The sequence below is a fragment of the Serratia marcescens genome, from assembly GCF_006715005.1.
GTDB lineage: Bacteria > Pseudomonadota > Gammaproteobacteria > Enterobacterales > Enterobacteriaceae > Serratia > Serratia montpellierensis.
On record NZ_VFMJ01000001.1, the window covers coordinates 1214119 to 1239763 of the forward strand.

Consider the following 25645-nt stretch of genomic DNA (forward strand, 5'->3'; position numbering starts at 1 on the left):
AGTCATGGCGGCAGTCGCGTTTTACAGTCATCACACCGGAACGGCTCCGCGTCAGGCGGGGCCGGTATCAATCAGTGGGGGAGTGAAGATGCAAACACGCAAGTTGGGGCGCGAAGGGCTGGAAGTCTCGGCGTTGGGGTTGGGCTGTATGGGACTGAGCTTTGGCTACGGCCCGGCCACCGACAAACGGCAGGCGGTCGATCTGATCCGCGCCGCGGTTGACGAGGGCGTGACGTTCTTCGATACCGCCGAGATTTATGGTCCATTCACGAACGAGGAATTGTTGGGCGAAGCGCTGGCGCCGGTGCGCGATCGGGTCGTCATCGCCACCAAGTTCGGTTTCGATCTGCCGCAGCCGGCGGGGCAGCAGGTGTTGAACAGCCGTCCGGAGCATATTCGCCAGGCGGTGGAAGGCTCGTTGAAGCGCCTGCGGATAGAGACGATCGATTTGCTGTATCAGCACCGTGTCGATCCTGAGGTGCCTATCGAGGAGGTGGCCGGTACGGTGCAGCAACTGATTCGCGAAGGGAAAGTGAAGTATTTCGGCCTGTCGGAAGCCGGTGCGCAAACCATTCGGCGAGCTCACGCGGTGCAGCCGGTCACGGCGCTGCAAAGCGAATATTCGCTGTGGTGGCGCGAGCCGGAGCGTGAAATCTTGCCGACGCTGGCAGAGCTGGGCATCGGTCTGGTGCCGTTCAGCCCGCTCGGCAAGGGCTTTCTCACCGGTGCCATTACCGAGGACACCACCTTTGACAGCGGCGATTTTCGCAACGTGGTGCCGCGCTTCAGCGCCGAAGCGCGCCGGGCCAATCAGGCGCTGGTGAGCGTGCTGGGGCAGATAGCGCAGCGCAAAGGCGTGACGCCGGCGCAGATCGCCCTGGCCTGGCTGCTGGCCCAGCAGCCGTGGATCGTGCCGATCCCGGGAACTACCAAGCGTCACCGGCTGGAAGAAAACCTTGCGGCGGCGTCGGTGGTGTTGGCGGCGGACGAACTGGGCGAGATCGAGCGTACGCTCTCCGCTATCGACGTGATCGGCGATCGTTACCCGGCGCATCTGCAGAAGAACGTCGGGCGTTAAGCCCCGCGTCGCAGCGCCTCAATCAGCAGCGCAAAGGCGGTAGTGTGTTGCCTGCGGCTTGGATAATAGAGGTAATAACCGGGAAACGGCGGGCACCAGTCGTCCAGCGCCATCAGCAACCGACCGTCGGCCAGCGGCTCGGCGACGGTATCTTCCGGCACAAAGGCGATGCCGAGGCCGAGCTGCGCGGCGTCGATTCGCTGGCGCAGGCTGTTGAAGGTCAGTTGCCCCTCCACCCGCACTTTAATCTCCCGGCCATCGCGGGCAAATTCCCAGGCGTACAGCCCGCCGAGGGTGGGCAGGCGCATGTTGATGCAGCGATGGTTTTGCAGCGCTTGCGGCGTAGCGGGGAGGCCGTAACGGGCGAAATAGTCAGGGGAGGCGACGGGCACCATGCGCATATCCGGCCCGATGCGCACCGCGACCATGTCCTTCGCCACCTGTTCCCCCAGGCGGATTCCGGCGTCGAATCGCCCGGCGACGATGTCGGTCAGGCTGTTGTCGACGGTGATTTCCACGTTGATATCCGGGTAATCGACGAGAAAAGTGCGCAGCACCGGCCACAGTACCGCATCCACCGCGTGTTCGCCGGCGGTGATGCGGATGTTGCCGGCGGGCCGATCGCGCATTTCACCCAGCGCGTTCAGCTCGCTTTCAATCTCCGCCAAGCGCGGGCCAATGCTGTTGAGCAGCCGCTCACCGGCCTCGGTGGGGGCGACGCTGCGAGTGGTGCGCGTGAGCAAACGCAGCGCCAGGCGTTCTTCCAGGCCGCGAATAGCGTGGCTGAGTGCCGATTGGGAAACGCCAAGCTGCGCCGCCGCTTTGGTGAAGCTGCGTTCCCTGGCGACCATCAGGAAAGCGATCAGATCGTTAAAGTTTTCTTTCAACATACCGGCACCGGAGAGCAAGGTTGGGGCGCTGTCGCGCGTAGATTTATGAATTGAGCTCATAGCTCCTTGCGCATTTTACCCGCTAGTCGCCGGAAAAACACGGCGCTATCTTGGCATCACTGACTCATAACTATCAGCGTAGGTTGGAAAGCCGACGTGGAGGACACGACAGATGAAAATACAACGCAGCGGTTCTATCCCATCACAGCGCGGTTCGGCGGATTACTTTACCGGGCAGGTACGCATCGATGCCCCCTTCGCAGGTGACGCGCCGGCCAGGGTGGGCGGCGCGACCGTCACCTTCGAACCCGGCGCCCGCACGGCATGGCATACGCATCCGCTCGGCCAGACGCTGATCGTCACTCAGGGGCGCGGGTGGATCCAGATGTGGGGCGAGAAGACGCAGGAGATGCATCCCGGCGATATCGTTTGGATACCGGCCGACGTCAAACACTGGCACGGTGCGACGCCGGACACCGCCATGACCCATATCGCCATCGCCGAAGCGGTGGACGGCAGCCCGGTGACCTGGCTGGAGCCGGTCAGCGAGGCGGAATACCGGCCATAACGCCGATCAGGCCGGGGGGCTCTGTTCGCAAAACCGCAGCCGGTTGCCGAACGGATCGGTCAGGTTGAGTTCTTTGCCCCAGTCGACAACCTCCAGCCCCGGCCGGGCATAGCGGTAGTTTTTAGCCGTGAGCTCCCGGTGCAGCGCGTCGATATCGTGCACCGGAATGAAAATGGCGGCGCCGGGCGTGCTGTCGCCGTAGTGTTCGCTCAGGTGCAGCGTCAGCCCGGCGCGGGTCACCTGCATGTACAGCGGCAGGTCTTCGCTGAAACGGTGCTCCCACGCCAGCGTGAAACCGAGAAAATCCAGATAAAACTCTTTGGCCTTGTCGACTGAAAAGATACGCAGAATCGGAATAGCGGGGGAGAGCGTCATCATTGTTGACCTCACTGTCGCGTTAGCGGCAGCCGATATGGATATCGACCGCGTCGGGGCCGGTATAGGCTTCGAAGTCGGTCAGGAAGCGACGTTCGATTTCCGGGTGCTGCTCGAAGTAGGCCCAGATGGCTTGCCAGCCTTCGATGACCGCCGCCGGCATGGCGCCTCGGGCCTGGAACACCAGATAGCGGCCAGGTTGGATGTGCAAACCGCTCTGTGCCTCACTGCCGGCGGTGACATAAAACGGCCCGCTGGCATCGGAGGCGTAGTTGGAGTAGACCCCGTAAACCGGCATGGCGGGCGAGGTGGCGAAAAAGTCTGACCACAACGCCGGGATTTTAGCCGTCTCGGGCCGGGTTTCGTCCTGATTGGTGGTTCTGATTGTCTGGCCGGCGACGTAAAAACCGGGCAGGTGTACCGAGAGGGGCTGCATAGAGGCAATTCCTTTTAACCGCTGAAAAGATGCCTAAAGGTAGCAAAGGCTCCCCAAAACCGCCAGACAGGGCCCCCGCAGGCGCGGAGGCCCCTCACATCAGGCGCCCAAACCGCCGAGGCACAGGTATTTGATTTCGAGATAGTCCTCGATGCCGTATTTTGAGCCTTCGCGGCCCAAACCGGAGTGCTTCATGCCGCCGAACGGCGCCACCTCGGTGGAAATCAGCCCTTCGTTGATGCCGACAATGCCGTACTCCAGCGCTTCGGCCACGCGCATCACCCGGCCGATGTCGCGGCTGTAGAAGTAAGCGGCCAGGCCGAACGGCGTGTCGTTGGCCAGTTCGACGGCGTCGGCCTCCTGGCTGAAGCGGATCAGGGGCGCCACCGGGCCGAACGTCTCCTCACGGAAGATTTTCGCCGTGCGCGGCACATCGGTCAGGATGGTCGGGGTGAAGAAATTGCCGCCCAGCGCGTCAGGCTTGCCGCCCAGCAGCACCGAGGCGCCGTGCTCGACGGCGTCGGCGATATGCTCGCGCACTTTCTCCACCGCGTCCGGGTTAATCAACGGGCCGATGGTGACGCCGTCATCCAGGCCGTTGCCGACTTTCAGCTTGGCGACGGCGGCTTTCAGCTTGGCAGCGAAGGCGTCGTACACGCCGTCCTGCACCAGAAAACGGTTGGTGCAGACACAGGTCTGGCCGGCGTTGCGGTATTTCGAGGCGACCGCGCCGGCCACGGCGGCGTCCAGATCGGCGTCGTCGAAGACGATAAACGGCGCGTTGCCGCCCAACTCCATGCTGGTTTTCTTGATGGTGGGCGCACACTGGGCCAGCAGCTGCGCGCCGACTTCGGTGCTGCCGGTGAAGGAGAGTTTACGCACATCCGGGTTGGCGGTGAGTTCGCCGCCGATGCCTTTGCTGGGGCCTGTTATCACGTTGCACACCCCGGCGGGCAGCCCGGCGCGCTCTGCCAACACGGCGATCGCCAGCGCCGAGAACGGGGTCTGGCTGGCGGGGCGGATCACCCCGGTGCAACCCGCCGCCCAGCCGGGGCCGGCTTTGCGGGTGATCATCGCCGCCGGGAAGTTCCACGGGGTGATGGCGGCGAACACGCCGATCGGCTCTTTCTGCACGATGATGCGGCGACCGGCCTGGGGCTGCGGAATGGTGTCGCCGTAGACCCGCTTGCCTTCCTCGGCGAACCATTCGATAAAGGAGGCGGCATAGGCGATTTCACCGCGGCTTTCGGCCAGCGGTTTACCCTGTTCCGCCGTCATGATGCGCGCCAGATCCTCCTGATTTTCCATAATCAGCTCAAACAGCCGCCGCAGTTTGCCTGCGCGCTCTTTGGCGGTCAGCGCCCGCCAGGCGGGCAGCGCTTTTTTGGCGGCGGCGATGGCGCGCGCGGTTTCTTCGGCGCCGAAGGCCGGCACATGGCCGACCAGCTCACCGTTGGCGGGGTTATGAATGGCGATCGCGTGGCCTGCTTTGGCCGGCAACCATTGCCCGTCGATGTAATTGGCCTCGCGGAACAGCGTGGGATCCTTGAGGGTAGCGCTGATGCTGGTGCTCATTGGTCTCTTCCTTTGCTGAGTTCAACAGAATGGTCTATCCCATACGGCTACCCTTTACCCTAGCAAACTTTGCCGCCGCCGTTTGCCACCGTGGCGACAAGATGAGCGTTTTCTTCATGCGCACCTTCTGTACAAAAAACATCCGCCGGCGGGCCGATACTGAAAGAGCAGGCATATGACCCTTTTCGATGTGATTAAAAGGAGTGTGCGAATGATGAAATCAGTGGACAGACATCTCGCGGCTTACGGCAGCGAAATGGATTTTTTGGCGTCGAGCATCGCCTTGATGGAATGGCAAGGGCGGCAGATTGACGCCGGGCAGGTGGCCGGCAATATGTCGGAGCAGCAAAGCCGCCTGTTCTTTGCGCGGTTGAGTTATTTTCGTCAGCTTTATCAGGCCGCAGCGGCGGCCGAACACAGCCTGTAATTTCCCGATTCAGCCCCGCCGCAGCGGGGCTTTTCATTTCAGCGGCGCCACACTCCGGTCGCCAGCGTCGCCGGCGAATACTCCAGATCGCGTCCCCGCCACGGCAACGCCGCCGCAAAGCGCCAGGCGCGGTGAACGTCAAACCGCCAATAACGTTCCGCCCCTTCAACGCCGGGATTCCCTTCCGCCTGCCAGAGGATCTGCGTTTTTCCTTGCAGATGCAGTACGTCACCGCGCTCGAAATCGATGAACAGCAGCGCCGCCCGCGGTTCGGCCAGCAGGTTGCCCAACGTATTCATATAGCGGTTGCCGCGAAAGTCCGGCATCCACAGCGTGTCGCCTTCCAGATGGATAAAGCCGGGGCGCCCGCCGCGATGGGAAATATCGACGCCGCCCTGCGCCAGTGCCAGGTGCGCGCCGCTTGCGACGAAGCTGGTGTCCGCGGTGCGGATCAGCGCCTGCGCCGCCGCATCGAGCGACGTTAAATGCACAACCGGCTGTGGCCGGCTCTCCACCGGGTAGAGTTCGCGGCGCTGAATGTACTGCGGGCAGTTGCCGAAGCTTTGGTGAACGACGATCTCCACCCGGTTTTTATCGGTGCGGCCGACGGTGCCGTTGGCGCGGTTACGCCGCCGGTTGCTGAAGTCGAGCCCGAGCGCGCCGACCGGTTTGCCGGGCAGCAACAGCGCCTGGGCGGGATCGTCGCTGCGGCGCGGCGCGCTGATGCGCAGGTGCGTGTCGTCCGGCGTGCGTAAAAATCCGGGCGGGCCGCTGAACAGGGTAGCGATGGGCCAGCCCTGGTCGTCCAGCGTAGCGACGAACAGGTAGGGCAGCGCGGCGAAAAACGCGCGGTGCTGATCCGGCATCGCGGGGTAGATGCCGCCGCCCACGCGATCGAATCCGGCCAGCGTCTGCGCGCGCAGCTCATCGGGGTGGAACCGTTGCGGGATCATGGCGTCAGCTCGCCGCCGGTTCCGGCAGGGCCGGCATGGCGAAGAAGCCGGGAAGCGCCGCGATGCGCGCCACCCAGCGCCGTATCGCGGGGTAAGGCGCCAGCGAAATGCCGCCTTCGCCTGCGACCGCCACATAGCTGTAGCAGGCCAGATCGGCGATGGTCGCCTGTTCGCCGGCCAGGTAGCCGCGCTCGCTCAGGTGCTGCTCCATCTGCGGCAGAAAACGATCGCTGATTGCCCGCGCCGCCTGGTAATCCTCCGGCACCGCGAACTGGGCGATCAATCGGCAGGAGGCCGGGCCGTAGCGGACTTCGCCGGCGGCTTTGGAAAGCCAGGCCTGCACCTGCGCCGCCGCCGCCGGCTGTTCCGGCAGCCAGTGGCTGTCCGGCGCGTAGCGTTTCACCAGATAGACCAGTATGGCGTTGCTGTCGGCCAGCGTCAGATCGCCGTCCTGCAAGACCGGGATCTGGCCGAACGGGTTGAGCCGGCGAAAGGCCGCGCTCTGCCGCACGTCTGCCGAGGCCTCTACCCATTCATAGGGCAGCGCCAGCATGCGCAGCAGCAAGGCCACGCGGTGAACGTGGCCGGAAAGCGGGGTGCCGTAGAGGGTGATGGTGGACATGGCGTTTCTCCTCAGTGTTTTTTTCAGGATACTCTTGCGGTGAATGAGCGGAATCCGGCAATGTGGAAATTGATAATTTCACTTATCGGAAGAGTCTATGGATCGGTTAGACGAGTTGGCCATCTTCGTGGCGGTGGTGCAGCAGGGCAGCCTGGCTGCCGCCGGGCGCAAACTGCGGCGTTCGGCGCCGGCGATCACCCGGGCGATCGCCGCGCTGGAACAGCGTTTCGGCACCCGGCTGGTGGAACGTACCACCCGGCGGCTGGCGCCTACCGAGGCGGGCGTGCGGCTGCTGGAGCGCGCGCAACAGCTGCTGCAGGATTATCAGGCGGTGGTGCAGGATACCGCCGAAGCGCAGCTGAGCGGCTTGCTGCGCGTCACTTCGCCGGTGCAGTTCGGTCGCCGTTACGTGGCGCCGGTGGTGACGGCGTTTCTCGATGACTACCCGCAGATGCAGATCGAAATGGTGTTGAACGATCGCAATCTCGATCTGATTGACGAAGGATTGGATATCGCGGTGCGCATCGGTCATCTGCAGGACTCTTCGCGCGTGGCGCGGCGGTTGGGGCAGGTCAGCCGGGTGACGGTCGCCAGCCCGGATTATCTGGCGCGTTGGGGGGAACCGCGCTCACCGGCGCAGCTGGCGGAGCATGCCACCATCGTTGGCACCCAGCGGCCGTCGCTGCGCGAATGGCGCTTCGGCCCGCAGGAAAACGGCGAGCGGGTGCGATTGGCCCCCCGGCTGTTGCTCAACGACGTGGAAGCGCAACTGCTGGCGGTGCGCGCCGGCAAAGGCATCGCCCGCCTGCTCTCGTATCAGGTGGCGGACGATTTGGCCGCCGGTACGCTGGTGCGGCTGCTGGTGGATCATGAGCCGTTGCCGATGCCGGTACAGCTGGTGGCGCAGCAGGCGCAGCGCATGCCGCTGAAGGTGCGCGCCTTCTGGGATTATGCGTTTGAACGGCTCAGCGCATTGCCGCAAATTCAGCCGAACGAGCGGGGGAAATAAGCGCAAAAAGTTTCATGGGCTAAACTTTTTCGCCGCCGGCGTTATTTTATTTTACCGGACGCGCATTGCTGATGCGCCCGTCTTGACAATAATGTTACCGGTGCTAATAGTTAATTCATATCTTAAATAATAAACGAAGTTTAATATATGAAACAACTTGCGGGGAGTTATGATAATGGCGCTACGGTGGATAATGAAGACGCTATTTTGGCTTCATTCCAAACCCGCAGCGCGGCTATTTATTATCAGGTAAAACATGAAAAGAATATTGCGTATGGCGAAAGTGAACGCGAAACATTGGATTGGCTCTATTCTGCAAAGCAGCACCAGGGGACGTTAATTTTTATTCACGGCGGCTATTGGCAATTTTGCGATAAGGCGGATTTCGCCTTTATCGCCGCCGGGCCGTTGGCGTTGGGTTTTGACGTGGTGCTGGTGGAATATGCGCTGGCACCGGCGGTTAATCTTGACGCTATTTGCCGCCAGGTGGGGGCGGCGCTTGATGCCATTCAGCGCCGTCTGCCGCTGCACTATGCCCATCCGGTGCATCTGTGTGGCCATTCCGCCGGCGGCCATCTGGCGGCATTTTGGCAGCAGCATGCGCTGGTGGATGCGGTCTTTCCCATCAGCGGCCTGTTCGAACTGGCGCCGCTGCAAGAAAGCTATGTCAATCGGGCGCTGCAGCTGACCGCGCGGCAGATTGAAACGCTAAGCCCGGCGCGCCGGCCCCCGGTGCGCGGCAAGCCGCTCACGCTGTATTACGGCGCATTGGAGCTGCCGGAGCTGATCGGCCAGTCGCAACACTATCACGCGGCGCTCCGCCAACGCGGGTTGTCTGCAGAACTGGTCGCGGTGCCCGGCGCCAATCATTTCACCATTCTGGATGCGTTGTTCGCCGCCGACGGCGCGCTGCTTCGCCAACTTGACCACCACGGAAACCACTGACATGCGCGAGATCGTAGAGACCGGGCTGCCGGACATCGGCCAGCCTTTTTCCTGGGCCACCCGGGGCGGCGGTATGCTGTTTACCGCCCACGGCCCGGTGCGGGCGGACGGCAGCATCGAGACCGGCGCGCCGGAGCGACAGATTGCGTTAACCTTCGATAACCTGGCGCAGACGTTGAAGGCGGCGGGCAGCCACAGCGATAAGGTGCTGCAGGTGATCGTGTATCTTACCGACGTCAACGACGTTAAATGTCTCGATGAGATTTACCGGAAATACTTTAATTATCCTTATCCCAACCGCTCCACGGTTATTGTCGAAAAATTGGTGGTGCCGGGAATGAAAATAGAAATTACCGTCAGCGCCATCGCTTGATTTAATTTCTTCTTAAGTTCGTCTTTATATTAATTCAATAACGAGTTAAGGATGCGTCATGTTTAAACAGATTGCACCTTCCGCGGCCGATCCTATTATGTCGCTGATGGAAGCTTATTTGCAGGACCCCAATCCGCAGAAAGTGAATTTAGGCATCGGTCTGTATTACGACCGGCAGGGAAATATTCCGCTGATGCAGGCGGTCGAGGCCGCCGAGCAGCGGTTGCTGGCGCTGCGTCGCCCGCACGGTTATCCGCCGATCGAAGGTTCGCCGCAGTTCGCTCGCCAGGTGCAGGCGCTGCTGTTCGGCGAGCAACAGGCGGCCGAGATCGCCACGGTGCAGACCGTCGGCGGCTCCGGCGCGCTGAAGCTGGCGGCGGATTTTTTGCGCCACTTCCTGGCGCGCGGTGACATTTGGGTGTCCGATCCCACCTGGGCCAATCACTGGGCGATTTTCGAAGGCGCCGGGCTGCGGGTGAATACCTATCCCTACTTTGACGAAACGGCGGGCGGCCTGCGTTTCGCCGCCATGCTCGACGCGCTGGACAGCCTGCCGCCCGGCAGCGTAGTCCTGTTGCATCCTTGCTGTCATAACCCGACCGGCACCGACCTGACGCCGGAGCAGTGGCGCGCCACGCTCGCCGTGCTGCAGCGGCGTAAGCTGCTGCCGCTGTTCGATATCGCCTATCAGGGCTTCGGCGATGGGCTGGAGGAGGACTGCTTTGCGTTGCGTGAAGCGCTGAAAACCGATCTGCCGTTTTTGGTCTGCAACTCGTTTTCCAAAAACGTGGCGCTGTACGGCCAGCGGCTGGGCGCGCTGTCGGTGCGCTGCGCCGATGCGCAAAACGCCGCCAACGTCAAAGGCGCGTTAAAAACGCTGATCCGCCGCAGCTACTCCTGCCCGCCGACGCACGGCAGCCAGATCGTGGAAACCCTGCTCGGCGACGCCGAACTGGGTGAACGTTGGCGCAATGAGCTGGCGGAAATGCGCGTGCGCATCAAGCAGATGCGTGAGCAGCTGGCTGCCGGCCTGGCGCAGGGCGGCTCTTCGCTGGATCACCGGCGCATACGCGATCAGCGTGGCATGTTCAGCTATACCGGCCTGAACGAAGCGCAGCTGCAGACCCTGCGGCAACGCTACGCCATCTATCTGGTGGCGCCCGGCCGCATGTGTCTGCCGGGGCTCAACCCCGGCAATATCGACTATGTGACCGCCGCCATTCTCGACGTCACCCGTACCGCCTAACTTCGCTCGGGAACACCGCCATGCCACAGATGAATGATTTTGAGCATATCGCCCGCCGCCAGGGCGGGTTGAACAAGCATCTTACCGCCGGGCAGATGTCGATGCTGGCGATCGGCGGCGCCATCGGCACCGGGCTGTTTCTCGGCAGCGCCTACGCCATTCAGATGGCGGGGCCGTCGGTATTGCTGAGCTACCTGATCGGCGGCGTTATTGCGCTGTTGTTGATGGGCAGCCTGGCGGAAATGACCTCCGAACACCCGACGCCCGGCTCGTTCGGCGACTACGCCGAATTCTATCTCGGCCCGCTATTCGGTTTTCTGGTGCGTTATTCCTACTGGTCTTGCGTGGTGCTGGCGGTGGGCACCGAAGTTACCGCCATCGGCATGTACATGCAGTTCTGGTTCCCGGCGACGCCGACCTGGCCGTGGGTGCTGCTGTTCTCGGCGGCGGTGATCGTGGTCAACGTGATCGGCGTGAAGTCGTTCGGCCAGGTGGAATACGCGCTGTCCACCGTCAAAGTGACGGCGATCGTGGCGTTTATTCTGATCGGCATCGGCATTCTGGCGTTCTCGGGCAACCCGGCCTACGGCTTGCGCAACCTGACCGCCGGCGGCTTCATGCCGTTTGGCGTCAAGGGCATGTGGTTCGCGGTGATCGTGTCCATCTTCAGCTATCTGAGCATTGAAATGATCGCGGTGGCCGCCGGCGAGGCGAAAAATCCGGTGATTGCGGTGAAGGCAGCGTTCAAGGGCACCATCGTGCGGCTGTTCATCTTCTACATGCTGTCGATCGCCCTGATGCTGGCCATCGTGCCCTGGCGCCAGTCCGGCACCGGCGAAAGCCCGTTCCTGATGGCGATGAACGTGATTCATCTGCCCGCCGCCGCCGGTATTTTCAACTTTATCGTGCTGGTGGCGGCGCTGTCGGCGATGAACAGCCAGCTGTACATCACCACCCGCATGATGTTCTCGCTGTCGCGTGCCGGGCAGGCGCCGGCGGCATTGGGGCGCGTCAGCCGGCGCGGCATTCCGGTCAATGCGTTGGCGATGTCGTGCATCGGTATCGTGGTGTCTATCGTGCTGAGTCTGGTGGCGCCGGAAACGTCGTTCGCCGCCATGATGTCTATCTCGGTGTATGGCGCCTGCTTTACCTGGCTGATGATTTTCGTCACCCATCTGTTCTTCCGCCGCCGGCACCGGCAGACCCACCTGAAATTCCGCATGTGGGGGTTCCCCTATACCACCTTGCTGGGCGCCGGGCTGATGGCGGCGCTGATGATCTCGACGGCGTTTACCGAATTCTTCCGCATGACGCTGTGGTTCGGTATTCCGTTCACCTTGCTGCTGGTGGTGGCTTATCACTGCCAGAGCCGCCGCGCGGCTGCGCCGTCGCCGTTCAAGGCGCCGGAGGCGGAGTAATAAGGGAAGGGGCTGAGGCGTGCCTCAGCCCCGGGGATTACAGCTGGCTTTTTGGGATCAGGTGGTCGCCGAAGCTCAGGCGCTGGCGGCCCGGTTCGATTTCGGTTAGCGGCGCCACTTCGTGCAGCGAGGATTTGCAGCGCTGTACCAGATCCTGATACTCGCGGGTGCCGGCGATCTTCCAGGCCAATTCCTGTTCGGTCAGATCGCGCAGCACGCGCGCCGGGCTGCCGACCACCAGCTTGTTGGCTTCGATCACCGCCGCGGCTTTGACGAACGCCATCGCGCCGACGATGGTGTTTTCGCCGATCTCCGCACCGTCCATCACCACTGCGTTCATGCCCACCATCGCGTTGCGGCGAATGCGGCAGCCGTGCAGGATGGCGCCGTGGCCGATATGGCCGTCTTCTTCCACCACCGTGTCCTGCTGCGGGAAGCCGTGCATCACGCAGTTGTCCTGAATGTTGGCGCCGTCGCAGATCACCAGGCGGCCAAAATCGCCGCGCAGGCTGGCATTCGGGCCGATATACACCTGCTTGCCGACGATCACGTCGCCGATCAGCACCGCCGTCGGGTGCACGTAACTGCTGGGGTCGACGACCGGCGTCAGGCCGTCAATCTGATACACAGGCATAGCGTGAGTTCCTTAAAATGTAGGGTCGCGCGGCAGGCCGCCGAAGCGCCGATAGTAGCCGGCGGCCGGTGCGGGCAGGGCGCCGATGGTGGTCTCCGCCAGCGCGCTGACGTACTCCGTCGCGGCGCGATCGACCTGCTGATAAAGATTGATGCACAGGTTGCGGGCGATCTGGCCCTCCCACTGCGCGGGCAGCAGCGCGTCCGGCAGCAGCGGATCTTTCAACACCACGCGACGGAAGAAGTGAATCAATAATAGCTTAATCTGGAAACCGCGCAGCGGCGTCAGCGCCGCCGGGTCAACTTCGCGCAGCAGCGCCATCAGCGGCCGGAAGGAGACGATAAACTCGTGATAGCCGGCCGCCACGTCGCTTAGCGACCAGCAGTCGGCCACCAATTTTTGCAGGGTTTGCTCGGAGCGATTGTAGGGGTAATCGGCGCGAAAGTAGATCACCTGCTCGCTGGCGTTCAGTTCGCCGAGCAGCGCCGTCACGTCGGTTTGTGCATGGGTGGGGGCGGCCATCAGGTTGTTGGCGATCTGCCCGAACCCGAGCCAGCCCAGCTCTTTTTTCAGCCGTGCGCGCGCGTTTTTTTCGGCGCTTTCCAGCAGCAACAGCTCCCACTTGCCGTCCCAGGCGGGCTGCTCGCGCAGATAGATTTTCGACTCGGCGTGGCGGAACTGGCGCATTCCCTGCTCGGTCACGCGGTAGAAGCTGCGGCGGCCTATTTTCTCCACCGCCAGCCAACCCTCTTTCTGCAGGCGGAACACCGAGGTGCGCACGAAGCGATCGCCGAAACCGAAGGCCTCCAGCAGCGCGCTCAGGCTGCCGAGCCACACTTCGCCGCCGCGATGGCTGAGCGCGTCGCCGTACAGCGAAATGATCAGCGAGGTACCGCTGATCGGCTGCGCGTCGACGGCATGGCGAATGAACTCATCCAGTTTATGTTCCATATTTTTCCATGGGTTAGCCTTCGATGAGCCATAACATTACCATAATTTAAGGCGGCGTCATCCGTGACGCCGTGCGCTTCAGCGCGGCCGCAAATCGACCACGCGCTGCGCCTTGCCTTCTGAGCGCGGGATATCGCCGCAGTTGGCGATGCTGACGTCGGTGCTGACGCCCACGATCGATTTGATGTGGTGGCGCAGCTGGTGGCAGATGTCGCAACGCTGCTGGTGGCTGAGGCTGAGCGCCGACTCCTTGAGCTCGACGCGCACCGCCAGCGTGTCCAGATGCCCGCTGCGGCTGACCTGCAGCTGGTAGTGCGGCGACAGCTGCTCGAACTGCATGATCTGCTCTTCCACCTGCGACGGGAAGACGTTGACGCCGCGGATGATCAGCATGTCGTCGGAGCGGCCGGTGATCTTGCCCATGCGGCGCATCTGGCGTGCGTCGCCCGGCAGCAGCCGAGTGAGATCGCGGGTGCGGTAGCGGATCACCGGCAGCGCCTCTTTGGTCAGGGTGGTGAACACCAGTTCGCCGTGCTCGCCGTCCGGCAGGGCGATGCCGGTCTCCGGGCAGATGATCTCCGGCAGGAAGTGATCTTCCCAAATGGTAGGGCCGCCGCCGCTTTCCAGACACTCCATCGCCACGCCCGGCCCCATCACTTCCGACAGGCCGTAAATATCCAGCGCCTTGATGCCCATGCGGGTTTCGATTTCGTGGCGCAGGGCTTCGGTCCAGGGTTCGGCGCCGAACACGCCGAGCCGCAGCGAGCAGCCGCGCGCGTCGCCGCCCATTTTGCGCTCCAGCTCGTCGATCAGCGTCAGGCAATAGGACGGCGTCACCATGATGACGTCAGGTTTGAAGTCGAGGATCAGCTGCGCCTGGCGTTCCGTCTGGCCGCCGGACATTGGGATCACCGTCGCGCCGAGCCGTTCTGCGCCGTAGTGCGCCCCCAGACCGCCGGTGAACAGGCCGTAGCCGTAGGCGACGTGCACCTTGTCTTTGGCGGTGGCGCCGCCGGCGCGCAGACAGCGGGCGACGATGTCGGCCCAGTTATCGATATCGCGCTGGGTGTAACCCACCACCGTCGGGCGGCCGGTGGTGCCCGAGGAGGCGTGGATGCGCACCACCTGTTCCATCGGCACCGCGAAGGTGTCGAACGGGTAGTTGTCGCGCAGATCCTGCTTGGTGGTGTAGGGGAAGCGCGCCAGATCGCTCAGCTGCTTAAGATCGTCGGGGTGTACGCCGGCCTGGTCGAATTTGCGCTTGTACATCGGCACATTGTCGTAGGCGTGGTGCAGCGTCCACTTCAGACGCGCCAACTGCAACGCTTCAATCTCATCGCGCGAGGCGAATTCAATCGTTTCGAGGGGCTGTGGATTTATTGTCATGATTAGCCTCAGGGGTCAGACACGCTCAATGATCATGGCGATGCCCTGGCCGACGCCGATGCACATGGTGCAAAGCGCGTAGCGGCCGGCTCGCCGTTCCAGTTCAAACAGGGCGGCCAGCGCCAGGCGCGCGCCGCTCATGCCCAGCGGATGCCCCAGGGCGATCGCGCCGCCGTTGGGGTTGACCTGCGGGGCATCGTCCGGCAGGCCAAGCTGGCGCATCACCGCCAACGTCTGGGCGGCGAACGCTTCGTTCAGTTCGATAACGTCCATCTGCGCCAGGCTCAGCCCGGCGATCTCCAGCACCTTGCGGGTGGCCGGCAGCGGGCCGATGCCCATTAGTCGCGGCTCCACGCCGCAGGTGGCGGTGGCAACGATGCGCGCGCGCGGCGTCAGCCCCTGGCGCACCGCCATCGCTTCGGAGGCGACGATCAGCGCCGCCGCACCGTCGTTCAGGCCCGAGGCGTTGCCGGCGGTGACGCTGCCGGGCTGACGGAACGGGGTTTTCAGCGCCTGCAGCTGATCAAAGGTGGTGTCGGGGCGTGGGTGTTCATCCTGGCTGAACAGCGTCACCGCGCCTTTTTTGCCGGTGAGGCTGACCGGGGCTATCTCCTGCGCCAGGTGGCCCAGCGCCTGCGCCCGGGCGGCGCGCTGCTGGCTGCGCAGCGCAAAGGCGTCCTGATCGGCGCGGCTGATATTGAACTGCGCCGCGACGTTTTCGGCGGTCTCTGGCATCGAATCGGTGCCGAACTCGGCCTGCATGCGCGGGTTGACGAAGCGCCAGCCGAGGGTGGTGTCGTACAGCTGCGCCTGGCGGCTGAAGGCGCTGTCGGCCTTGCCCATCACCAGCGGCGCACGGGTCATCGATTCCGCGCCGCCCGCCAGCAGCAGCCCGGCGTCACCGGCTTTGATGCTGCGCGCCGCCATCGCCAGCGCATCCAGGCCCGAACCGCACAGGCGGTTCACCGTGGTGCCGGACACGCCGACCGGCACGCCGGCCAGCAGCAGCGCCATACGCGCCAGGTTGCGGTTGTCTTCCCCGGCCTGGTTGGCGCAGCCGAGGATCACGTCGTCCAGCTGCGCCCAATCGACCTGCGGATGGCGTTCCAGCAGCACGCGCAGCGGCAGGGCGGCGAGGTCGTCGGCGCGCACCTGGGCCAGCGCGCCGCCATAGCGGCCGATCGGGGTACGCACGCCGTCGCAGATAAATGCCTGATTCATGCCTGATCTCCTAAAATGCTGTGGCCGAGGCGGTGCGCGCGGCCGCGGAACCAGGCGACGGTTTTGCCCCGTTGATTAACGATTTCGACGTCATACAGCCCGGTAGCTTTGCCCTGATGGCGCACCGCCGCGCTGGCGGTGAGGCGATCGCCGGCCAGCGCCGGGCGGACGAAGTCGATGCTGCAGCCGGAGGCCACCGCCGCCAATCCCTGGCTGTTGCAGGCGTAGGCGAAGGCGGTGTCCGCCAGGCTGAACAGCTGGCCGCCGTGGCAGGTCTGGTGGCCGTTGAGCATCTGCGGGCCGACGGTCATGCTGACCTGAGCGTACCCGGCGTCGACGGCATCAATATGCATCCCCATCGCCTGAGCGCAGGTATCTTGCTGAAACATCTGTTCGGCGCAGCGCTGAGCCAGCGCGCGCGGCGTATTGGCGTTCATCGTTCGGCTCCTGGGAAAGTGGCGGGGGAAGCATAGCGGCGCAGCAGCGGCATCGGGCGATAGCGCGCCTCGCCGTAATAGCGTTGCAGGTTTTCCAGCGTCGCCAGAATGTGGGACCAGCCGAGCGCAGCGCCCCAGGCCAGCGGGCCGCGCGGATAGTTGACGCCGCGCAGCATCGCCAGATCGGTATCTTCGGCACCGGCGACGCCTTTGTTCACCACGTCGAGCGCTTCGTTGGCCAGCATGGCCAGGGTGCGCATCGTCAGCAGGCCGGGGTAATCCGGCAACGGAATGACCTGCTTGCCGAGGGACTGCAGCAGGCGTATTGCTTTGGCATTGTGTTGCGCATCGTTTTGCGCCGCGCAGCTGATGGCGATGGCGGAGGCACGCGCATAGTCGGCACAGAGATCGAACAGCACCACGGGCGTTCCACGTTCGTCAGCCAGTTGGCCGGCGGTTTTACCATTGGTTAACATCAGTGTAACGTCGTCGATCGTGACGTGTGGGCTGGTCTGGCCAGGTTGTTTGATCGCCCCCGCATTTTCGCTTAGCAGCTGCGCTAAATCGGCCAGCGAAGACCAGTCGCCGTGCAGCGTGACGCGTTGTGGCAGTGCGGCCTGCGCCGGTAGCGCAAAGGCGATCGCGGCGGCGGATCGCGGCGCGTCGTAGCGGTAGAAACCGCGGCCGGATTTACGGCCGAGGCGCCCGGCGGCCACCAGCTCCTGCTGCACCAGTGAGGGGGTGAAACGCGGATCCTGATAGAAGGCCTGATATACCGATTCGGTCACGGCGTAATTGACGTCCTGGCCGATCAGATCGGTCAACTGCAGCGGGCCCATGGCGAAACCGCCGGCGTCGCGCAATACCGCGTCCAGCGTGGCGGCGTCGGCTACCCGTTCCTCCAGCGCGCGCAGGGTTTCGGCATAGAACGGCCGCGCCACGCGGTTGACGATAAATCCCGGCGTCGAGCGGCACACGACGCTCTGCTTACCCCAGCGCTGCGCCAGGGCCTGCAGCGCGGCGAGGGTCTCGGCGCCGGTCTCCAGACCGCTGACGATCTCCACCAGCTTCATCAGCGGCGCCGGGTTGAAGAAGTGCAGCCCGGCCATGCGTTCCGGGTGTTGCAGTGCCCCGGCGATGGCGGTGATCGACAGCGAAGAGGTATTGCTGGCGAACAGCGTCGTGGGCGAGCAGAGCGCCTCCAGATCGCGGAACAGGCCCTGTTTGATGGCCAGATTTTCCGCCACCGCTTCAATCACCAGCGCGCAGTCGGCCAGCTGCTCGAGGGAGTCGGCGCGTTCGAGGCGCGCCAGCAGCGCTTCGGTGGTCGCGGCGTCGGCCTTGCCGCCGTCTACCCGCTGGCGCAGGCGGCGAGCGAGATCGTCGATCGCGCGCTGGGCGGCGGCGGGCGCGATGTCGAACAGCCGCACCGGATGGCCGGCGGCGGCGGCCACCTGGGCGATGCCGATGCCCATGGTGCCGGCGCCGATCACCGCCACCTGGCCGTTAAGAAGGGGCGCGTTCATGGCTATTTCCCGCTGAAGTTTGGCGTGCGTTTGGCAAAGAACGCGCTGACGCCTTCGCGGTAGTCGTCGCTGCGGCCGCCCAATCGCTGCAGATCGCGCTCCAGATCGAGCTGCTGATCGAGGCTGTTGGTGGCCGAGCTGTAGAGGGCTTTCTTGATCAGTCCCAGGCCGTAGGTCGGCTGGGTGGCCAGATGGCGCGCCAGCGTTTGCGTGCGGTCGGCCAGCTCGTCCGCCGGCACCACCTGCCAGATCATGCCCCATTCCAGCGCCTGCTGGGCGCTGATTTTGTCACCCAGCAAGGCCATGCCCATCGCGCGGGCGTGGCCGGCCAGCCGCGGCAGGAACCAGCTGCCGCCGGAGTCAGGCACCAACCCCAGACGGCAGAACGACTGAATAAAGCTGGCGTTGTCGGCGGCGATGACGATATCGCACGCCAGGGCCAACGCGGCACCGGCACCGGCCGCCACGCCGTTGACCGCGCACACCACCGGCTTTGGCAGGGCGGTCAGGCGACGGATCAGGGGATTGTAGAAACGTTCGACCGACAGGCCGAGATCCGGCGCCTGTTGGTCGGCGCTGACGTTGCGATCGTTGAGATCTTGCCCGGCGCAGAAACCGCGCCCGGCGCCGGCGATCAGCAGGCTGCGCACGCTGTCGTCGCGCTCGGCTTGCGTCAATGCTTCGCTCAGTTGGCGATGCATCTCGTCGTTAAAGCTGTTGAGCCGATCCGGTCGGTTGAGGGTCAGCGTCAACACGCCGGCGTCGAGATGGCTGAGAACCAATGCGTTATCCATAAATCAGCGCCCCTGATAGTTTGGCGTACGTTTTTCGAAAAAGGCGGCGATGCCTTCGCGGCGATCGTCGGTAGCGGCCAGGGTGACGAACTGCTGGCGTTCCATCGCCAGTCCCTGGCTAAGGCCGATCTCCTCGGCCTGTTTCAGCGCCTGTTTGGCGGCGCGCAGCGCCAGCGGCGCCTGACGGCTGATGCGATCGGCAATCTGCTGCGTGCGTTCCAGCGTCAGGGCATCGACGCACACTTCGCTGATAAGGCCGGCCTGCAGCGCGGTGCGGGCGTCGATGGGCTCGCCGGTCAGCACCATCTGGCTGGCGCGCGCCTTGCCGACGCAGCGGATCAGGCGCTGGGTGCCCCCGGCGCCCGGCATCAGGCCGAGGGTGATCTCCGGCAGGCCGAAGCGGGCGCTTTCGCCGCCGATGACGATGTCGCAGGCCAGCGCCAGCTCGCAGCCGGCGCCCAGGGCATAACCGTTCACCGCCGCCAGCAGCGGCTTGCTGAACTGGGCCAGACGCTGCCACAGCTGCGGACGGCGATCCGCCAGCGCGGCCGGCAGATCCTGCTGTTGCAGTTCGTGCAGATCGGCGCCGGCGGCGAAAAAGCGCGCCGCGCCGGCGATCACCACGGCGCCTACGCCGCTGTCGGCGTCGGCCTGCTCCAGGCGGGCAACCAGCTGTTCCAGGCACGGCGTGCTCAGGGCATTACGCGCCTCCGGGCGGTGCAGCGTCAGCGTAACCACGCGGTGCTGCTGTTGATGCAAAATAAACGGGGTGTCCATCGCGGCTCCTAGACGTCGAAGTCCAATACCACGCCGTCGCCTTTCGGCCACGACTGGCAGCTCAATACGTAGCCCGCCGCCAGCTGATCCGGCTCCAGGCTGTAGTTGACGCCCATCTCCACCTGGCCGGCCTTCAGACGGCATTTGCAGGTGGCGCAGACGCCGCCTTTGCAGGCGTAGGGCAGGTCGGCGCCCTGGCGCAGCGCGGCGTCGAGAATGCTGTCGTCCTGTTCGCCGACCTCGATATCCAACCGGCGCCCGTCGAGCAGGATCGCCACCCGGGTAGCGTTGCGATCGCCGCTGTGGCGCGGGCGGGCGACCAGGCCGCTGGTGTTGAAGCGTTCACTGTGGATGTGGTTGGCCGGGACGCCGGCCTGTTCCAGCACGGTTTGCGCGTCGTCCATCATCGATTCCGGCCCGCAGATAAAGGCGTGGTCATAGTCGCGGAAATCCAGCAGCGTGCCGCCGATCGCCGTCAGGCGTTCACGGTCGATGCGGCCGCTGAGCAGCGGGCTGTCGAGACTTTCCTGGCTGAACAGGTACAGCTGCTGAAAACGCTGCGGGTAGCGGTTTTTCAGATCCGACAGCGCCTCTTTGAACATCATCGAACGGCTGTTGCGGTTGCCGTAGATCAGGGTGAAGCTGCTGCCCGGTTCGAGCAGCAGCGTCGCCTTGATGATCGACAGCATCGGCGTGATGCCGGAGCCGGCGGCGATCGCCAGGTAGTTGTCGTGGCGCTCTGCCTGCGGCTGGTAGCCGAAGCGCCCCTGCGGCACCATCACCTCCAGCGCGTCGCCGACCTTCAACATGCGGTTGACGAAGCTGGAGAATCGCCCCTGATCGAGAGCCTTCACGCCGATCTGCAGCAGGCCTTCCTGCGGCGAGCTGCAGATCGAGTAGCAACGCCGCAGTTCTTCGCCGTTGACCAACGCCTTGAGCGTCAGGTGCTGGCCGGGGGTATAGCGGTATTGGTTTTGCAGCTCTTCGGGCACCCGCAGGGTGATGGCTACGGCGTCCGGCGTTTCGCGCTCGATGGCGGCGACGTTCAGGCGATGAAAGACCGTCATGGTGTCAGCGCTCCTATATGCATTTGAAATAATCGAACGGTTCCCGGCAGTCGCAGCAGCGGTACAGCGCTTTACAGGCGGTGGAGCCGAACTCGCTGATCTTCTCGCTGTGGGTACTGCCGCAGCGCGGACAGGCTACCGGGCCGTGGGCGTGCGGCCGATCGCAGGTGTGGCCCTGCGGGGGCGCTACGCCGTATTGCCGCAGCCGCTCGCGGGCGTCGGCGTTCATCCAGTCGGTGGTCCAGGCCGGGCTGAGGCGAATGTCCACCTGCACCGGGCTGAAACCGGCGGCCGCCAGCCGCTGCTCGATGGCGTTGAGCAAAAATTCGGTGGCCGGGCAGCCGGAATAGGTTGGGGTGAAGGTCACGCGCCAGCCGGCGCCGTCGCGCACCACGTCGCGCACCATGCCCAAATCGGTGATCGACAGCACCGGTAGCTCGGGATCGCTGATCTGCTGCAGACAGTGCCAAATCTGTGGGATTTCGGCGGGTTGCAAACGAGTGATGTTCATCCCGGCCTCCTACCACTGACCGTTTGGATAGGCGCGCTGCAGGAACTGCATCTCTGCCAGCAGCGGGCCGAGGTGTTCGCTGTGCCGGCCTTGCTTGCCGCCGTGACGAAACGCCTGCTCGGCGGGCAGCGCCAGCGTCGCCTGCCGCAGCGTCTCTTCCACCTGTGCCAACCAGGGGGCCTGCAGCGTGCGCGGATCGACGGCGATGCCTTGCTCCGCCAACGCCAGCTCCAGCGCGTCGGCGTGGAACAGTTCGGCGGTGAAGCGCCACAGGTTATCCAGCGACTGTTGGATCTTGCCGTGGCTGATGTCATTGCCGTCACCCAGGCGGATCATCCAGCCGTGGCTGAAGCGCAGGTGGTAATCGGCCTCCTTCAACGACTTGGCGGCGATGGCGGCAATCTGCGCATCGCGGCTGCGGCTCAGCGCCTGGTGCAGCTGCACGTGGTAGGCATCGAGCAGGAACTGACGCACCAGCGTGTCGTTGAAACCGCCGTTCGGCTGTTCCGCCAGCAGCAGGTTATGGAACTGGCGCTCGTCGCGCCCGAAGGCCAGGCTGTCTTCGCTGCAGGGCGGCCCGGCCAGTTCGGCGGCGTAACCCAGAAAGTTGCGCGCCTGGCCGAGCAGATCGAGCCCGATGTTGGCCAACGCCAGATCGATTTCCAGCTCGGGCGCGTGGCCGCACCAGGCACACAGGCGCTGGGCGAGGATCAGAGGCGTGTCGCCCTGGCGGAGCAAATAGCTGATGCGCGGATCGTTAACCGTCATGGTCGCCTCTACATGTTCTTGATGCCGTCGGGAATGGTGTAAAACGTCGGATGACGATAGATCTTGTCTTCGGACGGATCGAAGAACGCGCCGCGATCTTCCGGCTGCGAGGCGATCAGATGGCGCGATTGCACCACCCAGATCGAGCAGCCTTCGTTGCGGCGCGTGTAGGCGTCGCGGGCGTTTTCCAGCGCCATTTGGTCGTCGGCGGCGTGCAGGCTGCCGACGTGGCGATGCGCCAACCCTTGTTTGCTGCGGATAAACACTTCATACAGCGGCCATTCAGCGTGGCTCATGATTTCGGTTCCTTATGTTGGCTATGCGGCGGAGGCGGCGTTTTTCGCGGCGTGGGCCATGGCACCGTCGCGTACCCAGGCGCCGTCCTCCCAGGCGCGGCGTTTGGCCTGCAGGCGTTCGTGGTTGCATTGACCGCGCCCTTTGATCACCTCATGCAGTTCGCTCCAGTCGATCTCGCCGAAGCGATAGTGGCCGGCGGCCTCGTCCCAGGTAAGGCTCGGGTCCGGCGCCGTCATGCCCAGCGCCTCAAGCTGCGGCACGGTGTTGTCGACGAATTTCTGCCGCAGCTCATCGTTGCTGTGGCGTTTGATTTTCCACGCCATGCTCTGGGCGCTGTGAGGGGAGTCGGCGTCGCTCGGGCCGAACATCATCAGCACCGGCCACCAGAAGCGATCGATAGCGTCCTGCAACATGGCGCGTTGCGTGTCGCTGCCGTTGGCCATCGCCATCACCGCCTCGTAGCCCTGGCGCTGGTGGAAGCTTTCCTCTTTGCAGATTTTCACCATTGCTCGCGCATAGGGGCCGTAGGAGGCGCGGCACAGAGCTACCTGGTTGACGATGGCGGCGCCGTCGACCAGCCAGCCGATCACGCCGATATCCGCCCAGTTGAGCGTGGGGTAATTGAAGATGGAGGAGTACTTCATCTTGCCGTCGAGCATCTTTTGGTAGATGTCCTGGCGCGAACAGCCGAGGGTCTCGGCGGCGCTGTAGAGGTACAGACCGTGGCCGGCTTCGTCCTGCACCTTGGCCAGCAACACCGCCTTGCGCCGCAGCGTGGGGGCGCGTGTCAGCCAGTTGGCTTCCGGCAGCATGCCGATGACTTCCGAGTGGGCGTGTTGGCCGATCTGCCGAATCAGGTTCTGACGGTAGGCGTCCGGCATCCAGTCTTTGGCCTCAATGGCGATGTCTGCCGCGATCTTGTCGTCGAAATGCTGCTGATACTGTGCGTCAGTTGTCATGCTTGCCTCTTGGTGATTCGTATTTTTCACATTAAACACAAAAATGTGAATCACTTTAACTAACCATAATGCTACAAACTGATAACAAAAAGATCAAACGAGATTCATGTGGTTTTGCGAGCTTACTCACAAGGAGTTTAATTATTTGGTTGATTTTATTTAACAAATAAAATCACTTATTCCGTATTAATGGCAGGGGAATCGGCTTGAAAGCGTCTTTTGTTCTCTTTTTGTTAAAATTTGATTTGGCGCTGACTGGCATTTATGTGATACGTAATTAAGCTGTATGGTGAAAATTTATGAATTTTGGAGGGCACATGCAGCAGTTACACAGTTATCTTTCTGGCGCCTGGGTATATGGGCAGGGAGAGGGCCGCGAGATCCGTCACGCCGTGACCGGTGAAGCGTTGTACCAGGTCTGCTCCGACGGTTTGGCGTTAGCGGAGAGCCTGAACTATGCCCGCAGCCGCGGCGGCCCGGCGCTGGCGCACATGACATTCCAGCAGCGCGCCCAGATGCTGAAAGCGGTGGCCAAACACCTGCTGGCGCATAAAGAGGCGCTGTATCAGATTTCCTATCAAACCGGGGCGACGCGCAGCGACGGCTGGGTTGATATTGAGGGTGGCATCGCCACGCTGTTCGCCTATGCCGGCATGGCCGGCCGCGATCTGCCTGATGATACCCTGTGGCCGGAGGATGAGCTGATCCCGCTGTCGAAACAGGCGCAGTTTGCCGCCCGCCACGTACTGACCTCACGTCCGGGCGTGGCGCTGCACATCAACGCCTTCAACTTCCCGTGCTGGGGCATGCTGGAAAAACTGGCGCCGACCTGGCTGGCGGGCATGCCGGCCATCATCAAGCCGGCCACCGCCACCGCGCAGCTGACGCAGGCGATGGTCAGGCTGATCGTCGACAGTGGGCTGGTGCCGGAAGGGGCGCTGCAGTTGGTTTGCGGTGGCGTCGGCGACATGTTTGCGCACCTGGATTATCAGGATGCGGTGACTTTCACCGGCTCGGCGCAGACCGGACAGCGGCTGCGTGCGCATCCGCGCCTGCTGGAAAAATCGATCGCGTTCACCATGGAGGCGGATTCGCTCAACTGCTGCGTGCTGGCGGAGGACGTGACGCCGGAGATGCCCGAGTTTGCGCTGTTCATCAAAGAAGTGTGCCGTGAAATGACCGCCAAGGCGGGGCAGAAATGCACCGCGATCCGCCGCATCATCGTGCCGGCGGCGCAGGTGGCGGCGGTGCGTCAGGCCTTGTTGCAGCGCCTGGCGGGGGTGACGGTGGGCGATCCGCAGCTGGAACAGGTGCGCATGGGGGCGTTGGTCAGTCACGAGCAGCGTGATGATGTGCAAAGCAAGGTGGATTTCCTGCTGCGCAACGGCTGCGAGCCGCTCTGTGGCGCGGCGCTGGATAAGCTGGACGTGCTGGGCGACGGCGCGCGCGGCGGGGCGTTTTATCCGCCGACCCTGCTGTATTGCGCCGATCCGTTCACCCATCAGGCGGTGCACGGTACCGAGGCCTTTGGCCCGGTGGCGACGCTGATGCCGTATGCGGATACCGAGCAGGCGATCGCATTGGCGTTGCTGGGGCAGGGCAGCCTGGCGGGATCGCTGGTCACTGCCGATCCGGCATTGGCCAAGCGCTTCATTCGCGCGGCGGCCTGCGCCCACGGCCGCATGCTGATTTTGGATGAGCAGGCGGCGGCGGAGTCCACCGGCCACGGTTCGCCGTTGCCGATGCTGGTGCACGGCGGCCCGGGGCGCGCCGGCGGTGGCGAAGAGTTGGGCGGATTGCGCGCGGTGAAGCACTATATGCAGCGCACGGCGATCCAGGGCAGCCCGGCGATGCTGGCGGCCATCGGCGGCGAATGGGTGCGCGGCGCACCGGTCGCCGAGCATCCGGTACATCCGTTCCGTAAATACTTCGAGCAGCTGCAGCTGGGCGACAGCCTGCTGACCGCGCGCCGCACCGTGACCGAAGCGGATATCGTCAACTTCGCCTGCCTGAGCGGCGACCATTTTTACGCGCACATGGACAAGATCGGCGCCGCCGATTCGTTGTTCGGCGAGCGAGTGGCGCACGGTTACTTTGTGGTGTCCGCCGCGGCCGGGCTGTTTGTCGACGCTGCCGTCGGGCCGGTGATCGCCAACTACGGCATGGAGAATCTGCGCTTTATCGAACCGGTGAAGATCGGCGACACCATTCAGGTGCGGTTAACCTGCAAGAAGAAGATCCGCAAGCCGCAGAAAACCGCCGAAGATCGGCCGCACGGTGTGGTGGTGTGGGATGTCCAGGTGTTGAATCAGGAGCAGCAGCCGGTGGCGCTGTACAGCATTCTGACGCTGGTGGCGCGCCAACAGGGGGACTTCGAGGCGTGATATGCGTTTACCGCCGCC

At 63.7% G+C, this 25645-nt stretch carries 28 protein-coding genes; 9 read left to right on the forward strand and 19 right to left on the reverse strand.

Features of this window, described 5'->3' with window-relative positions; all coding sequences use genetic code 11:
• The first annotated feature begins 88 nt into the window (after nucleotides 1-88).
• Nucleotides 89-1078: an aldo/keto reductase gene (locus FHU12_RS05710; protein ID WP_141967992.1), complete on the forward strand. Its 990-nt coding sequence runs from the start codon at nucleotides 89-91 to the stop codon at nucleotides 1076-1078.
• Here FHU12_RS05710 and FHU12_RS05715 read toward each other — a convergent pair.
• On the reverse strand, nucleotides 1075-1968 hold the full coding sequence (locus FHU12_RS05715) for a LysR family transcriptional regulator (protein ID WP_043140030.1): 894 nt from the start codon (nucleotides 1966-1968) through the stop codon (nucleotides 1075-1077). The genes FHU12_RS05710 and FHU12_RS05715 overlap by 4 nt on opposite strands.
• A 172-nt stretch (nucleotides 1969-2140) precedes the next feature.
• On the opposite strand from FHU12_RS05715, the gene FHU12_RS05720 reads away from it, so the two are divergent.
• Nucleotides 2141-2536 (forward strand): (R)-mandelonitrile lyase, encoded by a 396-nt coding sequence (locus FHU12_RS05720; protein ID WP_025303382.1) that lies wholly within the window; start codon nucleotides 2141-2143, stop codon nucleotides 2534-2536.
• A 6-nt stretch (nucleotides 2537-2542) separates the two neighbouring features.
• Here the strand turns inward: FHU12_RS05720 and FHU12_RS05725 are convergent, their stop codons facing one another.
• From FHU12_RS05725 to gabD, 3 genes are all read right to left on the reverse strand, one after another.
• A complete protein-coding gene (locus FHU12_RS05725) occupies nucleotides 2543-2911 on the reverse strand; it encodes a glyoxalase superfamily protein (RefSeq protein ID WP_141972878.1) in 369 nt (122 codons plus the stop codon).
• A gap of 22 nt (nucleotides 2912-2933) precedes the next feature.
• On the reverse strand, nucleotides 2934-3347 hold the full coding sequence (locus tag FHU12_RS05730) for a GyrI-like domain-containing protein (protein WP_141967994.1): 414 nt from the start codon (nucleotides 3345-3347) through the stop codon (nucleotides 2934-2936).
• A gap of 99 nt (nucleotides 3348-3446) precedes the next feature.
• Nucleotides 3447-4922 carry an NADP-dependent succinate-semialdehyde dehydrogenase gene (gene gabD, locus FHU12_RS05735; RefSeq protein WP_141967996.1) on the reverse strand — a complete coding sequence of 492 codons (1476 nt, stop codon included), beginning with the start codon at nucleotides 4920-4922 and terminating at the stop codon, nucleotides 3447-3449.
• A gap of 211 nt (nucleotides 4923-5133) precedes the next feature.
• Here gabD and FHU12_RS05740 point away from each other — a divergent pair, with 211 nt between their 5' ends.
• A complete protein-coding gene (locus FHU12_RS05740; RefSeq protein WP_049201387.1) occupies nucleotides 5134-5349 on the forward strand; it encodes a glycogen synthesis protein in 216 nt (71 codons plus the stop codon).
• 38 nt (nucleotides 5350-5387) lie between these two features.
• On the opposite strand, the gene FHU12_RS05745 is transcribed toward FHU12_RS05740, so the two are convergent.
• Together FHU12_RS05745 and FHU12_RS05750 are read right to left on the reverse strand one after the other, a co-directional pair.
• Entirely contained in the window at nucleotides 5388-6302 is a 915-nt protein-coding gene (locus FHU12_RS05745; RefSeq protein WP_141967998.1) for a pyridoxamine 5'-phosphate oxidase family protein, read from the reverse strand.
• A 4-nt stretch (nucleotides 6303-6306) separates the two neighbouring features.
• On the reverse strand, nucleotides 6307-6924 hold the full coding sequence (locus tag FHU12_RS05750) for a glutathione S-transferase (protein ID WP_141968000.1): 618 nt from the start codon (nucleotides 6922-6924) through the stop codon (nucleotides 6307-6309).
• A 97-nt stretch (nucleotides 6925-7021) separates the two neighbouring features.
• On the opposite strand from FHU12_RS05750, the gene FHU12_RS05755 reads away from it, so the two are divergent.
• The 5 genes from FHU12_RS05755 (at nucleotide 7022) to FHU12_RS05775 (ending at nucleotide 11915) form a co-directional block, all read left to right on the forward strand.
• Nucleotides 7022-7933 (forward strand): LysR family transcriptional regulator, encoded by a 912-nt coding sequence (locus tag FHU12_RS05755; RefSeq protein WP_141968002.1) that lies wholly within the window; start codon nucleotides 7022-7024, stop codon nucleotides 7931-7933.
• Between the two features lie 147 nt (nucleotides 7934-8080).
• Nucleotides 8081-8878: an alpha/beta hydrolase gene (locus FHU12_RS05760; protein WP_141968004.1), complete on the forward strand. Its 798-nt coding sequence runs from the start codon at nucleotides 8081-8083 to the stop codon at nucleotides 8876-8878.
• 1 nt (nucleotide 8879) lies between these two features.
• Nucleotides 8880-9251, forward strand: coding sequence for a RidA family protein (locus FHU12_RS05765; protein WP_141968006.1), 372 nt, complete (start codon nucleotides 8880-8882; stop codon nucleotides 9249-9251).
• Nucleotides 9252-9309: 58 nt separating this feature from the next.
• A complete protein-coding gene (locus FHU12_RS05770; RefSeq protein WP_141968008.1) occupies nucleotides 9310-10497 on the forward strand; it encodes an amino acid aminotransferase in 1188 nt (395 codons plus the stop codon).
• A 20-nt stretch (nucleotides 10498-10517) separates the two neighbouring features.
• Entirely contained in the window at nucleotides 10518-11915 is a 1398-nt protein-coding gene (locus tag FHU12_RS05775; RefSeq protein WP_141968010.1) for an amino acid permease, read from the forward strand.
• Nucleotides 11916-11952: 37 nt separating this feature from the next.
• Here FHU12_RS05775 and paaY read toward each other — a convergent pair whose 3' ends face one another.
• From paaY to paaA, 13 genes are all read right to left on the reverse strand, one after another.
• On the reverse strand, nucleotides 11953-12549 hold the full coding sequence (paaY, locus tag FHU12_RS05780) for a phenylacetic acid degradation protein PaaY (RefSeq protein WP_110158099.1): 597 nt from the start codon (nucleotides 12547-12549) through the stop codon (nucleotides 11953-11955).
• A gap of 12 nt (nucleotides 12550-12561) precedes the next feature.
• The gene (paaX, locus tag FHU12_RS05785) at nucleotides 12562-13500 is read right to left on the reverse strand and encodes a phenylacetic acid degradation operon negative regulatory protein PaaX (RefSeq protein WP_141968012.1); all 939 of its coding nucleotides are present in this window, start codon (nucleotides 13498-13500) and stop codon (nucleotides 12562-12564) included.
• A gap of 78 nt (nucleotides 13501-13578) precedes the next feature.
• Nucleotides 13579-14886: a phenylacetate--CoA ligase PaaK gene (paaK, locus tag FHU12_RS05790; protein ID WP_141968014.1), complete on the reverse strand. Its 1308-nt coding sequence runs from the start codon at nucleotides 14884-14886 to the stop codon at nucleotides 13579-13581.
• Between the two features lie 15 nt (nucleotides 14887-14901).
• Nucleotides 14902-16107, reverse strand: a complete 1206-nt coding sequence (pcaF, locus tag FHU12_RS05795; protein WP_141968016.1) for a 3-oxoadipyl-CoA thiolase — start codon at nucleotides 16105-16107, stop codon at nucleotides 14902-14904.
• On the reverse strand, nucleotides 16104-16544 hold the full coding sequence (gene paaI / locus FHU12_RS05800; protein ID WP_033635105.1) for a hydroxyphenylacetyl-CoA thioesterase PaaI: 441 nt from the start codon (nucleotides 16542-16544) through the stop codon (nucleotides 16104-16106). The genes pcaF and paaI overlap by 4 nt, the downstream gene beginning before the upstream one ends.
• Nucleotides 16541-18070 carry a 3-hydroxyacyl-CoA dehydrogenase gene (locus FHU12_RS05805; protein WP_141968018.1) on the reverse strand — a complete coding sequence of 510 codons (1530 nt, stop codon included), beginning with the start codon at nucleotides 18068-18070 and terminating at the stop codon, nucleotides 16541-16543. The genes paaI and FHU12_RS05805 overlap by 4 nt, the downstream gene beginning before the upstream one ends.
• Before the next feature lie 2 nt (nucleotides 18071-18072).
• Complete coding sequence (gene paaG / locus FHU12_RS05810) at nucleotides 18073-18864, reverse strand: 2-(1,2-epoxy-1,2-dihydrophenyl)acetyl-CoA isomerase PaaG (protein WP_141968020.1); 792 nt, start codon at nucleotides 18862-18864, stop codon at nucleotides 18073-18075.
• Nucleotides 18865-18867: 3 nt separating this feature from the next.
• Nucleotides 18868-19641, reverse strand: coding sequence for a 2,3-dehydroadipyl-CoA hydratase PaaF (gene paaF / locus FHU12_RS05815; protein ID WP_141968022.1), 774 nt, complete (start codon nucleotides 19639-19641; stop codon nucleotides 18868-18870).
• An 8-nt stretch (nucleotides 19642-19649) separates the two neighbouring features.
• Nucleotides 19650-20708: a 1,2-phenylacetyl-CoA epoxidase subunit PaaE gene (paaE, locus tag FHU12_RS05820; RefSeq protein ID WP_141968024.1), complete on the reverse strand. Its 1059-nt coding sequence runs from the start codon at nucleotides 20706-20708 to the stop codon at nucleotides 19650-19652.
• Between the two features lie 13 nt (nucleotides 20709-20721).
• Nucleotides 20722-21219 carry a 1,2-phenylacetyl-CoA epoxidase subunit PaaD gene (paaD, locus tag FHU12_RS05825; protein ID WP_141968026.1) on the reverse strand — a complete coding sequence of 166 codons (498 nt, stop codon included), beginning with the start codon at nucleotides 21217-21219 and terminating at the stop codon, nucleotides 20722-20724.
• Between the two features lie 9 nt (nucleotides 21220-21228).
• A complete protein-coding gene (gene paaC, locus FHU12_RS05830) occupies nucleotides 21229-21987 on the reverse strand; it encodes a 1,2-phenylacetyl-CoA epoxidase subunit PaaC (RefSeq protein ID WP_141968028.1) in 759 nt (252 codons plus the stop codon).
• 8 nt (nucleotides 21988-21995) lie between these two features.
• Nucleotides 21996-22283 (reverse strand): 1,2-phenylacetyl-CoA epoxidase subunit PaaB, encoded by a 288-nt coding sequence (gene paaB, locus FHU12_RS05835; RefSeq protein ID WP_141968030.1) that lies wholly within the window; start codon nucleotides 22281-22283, stop codon nucleotides 21996-21998.
• A gap of 21 nt (nucleotides 22284-22304) precedes the next feature.
• Nucleotides 22305-23243, reverse strand: coding sequence for a 1,2-phenylacetyl-CoA epoxidase subunit PaaA (gene paaA, locus FHU12_RS05840; RefSeq protein ID WP_033647856.1), 939 nt, complete (start codon nucleotides 23241-23243; stop codon nucleotides 22305-22307).
• 317 nt (nucleotides 23244-23560) lie between these two features.
• On the opposite strand from paaA, the gene paaZ reads away from it, so the two are divergent.
• Nucleotides 23561-25627 (forward strand): phenylacetic acid degradation bifunctional protein PaaZ, encoded by a 2067-nt coding sequence (gene paaZ / locus FHU12_RS05845; RefSeq protein ID WP_141968034.1) that lies wholly within the window; start codon nucleotides 23561-23563, stop codon nucleotides 25625-25627.
• Nucleotides 25628-25645 lie beyond the last annotated feature (18 nt).